Annotated in this window: 1 protein-coding gene; it reads right to left on the bottom strand. The window is 66.2% G+C overall.

Annotated features, from left to right (window positions below; translation table 11 throughout):
- On the bottom strand, positions 1-847 hold an 847-nt coding region (locus EBO15_RS43465; RefSeq protein WP_122200219.1), incomplete at its 3' end, for an IS256 family transposase.
- Positions 848-936 lie beyond the last annotated feature (89 nt).

The raw sequence follows: 936 nt of genomic DNA on the forward strand, positions 1-936 counted from the left end.
CGTCGGTGCAGGCGATCAGGATGTCCCGCACTCCGCGGTTGCGCAGGTCGGCCATCACCGCAGCCCAGAACCGGGCACCCTCACCGGCGGTGGCCGACTCGACCGGGGTCCGCGCGAGCCAGATCCCCAGGACGTGCTTCTCCCCGTCGATGTCGATACCGACCGCGATGTAGGCGGGCTTGTTCTGCACGACGTTGTTGTCGCGGACCTTGACCACGATGGCGTCCAGGAACACCACGGCGTAGGTCGGGTCCAGCGGACGCATCTGCCACGCCCTGACCTCGTCCATCACCTGGTCGGTGATCCGCGAGACCTGCTCATGCGACAACTCGGTGCCATACACCTGCTTGAGGTGATGCAGGATGTCACGCACGCTCATGCCGTGCGCATACAGGCTGATGATCATGTCGTCCAGGCCACCCGCGACCCGCCCCGCCCGCTTGGGGACCAGCACCGGCTCGAAACTGCCCGCCCGGTCGCGGGGCACATCGATGCGCACCGGACCGACACCGGTCTGCACCGTCTTGGACTTGCCCTTGCCGTTGCGGGCGTTCCCCGCCGTCCTGGACCCACCGGGCGCGTGCCTGTCATAGCCCAGATGCGCGGTCAACTCGGCTTCCAAAGCGCGCTCCAGCACCGCTTTCACCAGCTGGCCCAGCATCGACCCCTCACCGGTCAACCGCAACTGCCCCGAGGAATCCCTGGATCGCTCGAGCAGCAGATCCAGCACCTCATCGCCCAGCAGCTCCCGAACCGGAACATCCCGCCCCGACCCCGGCACCGCCACCGATCCCCCCGCACCAGGACCAGCCTGGGCGACACTCTCCAACCCCTTGATGATGGCCATGACGTCGAATCCCCCCGAATCCGATGGATGATCTTCCCGATTCCTCATCTACCCCTGAAGATCATTCCCACGCCTGAAGAGATACCCCC

The sequence above is a fragment of the Actinomadura harenae genome, assembly GCF_003696215.1.
Lineage (GTDB): Bacteria > Actinomycetota > Actinomycetes > Streptosporangiales > Streptosporangiaceae > Spirillospora > Spirillospora harenae.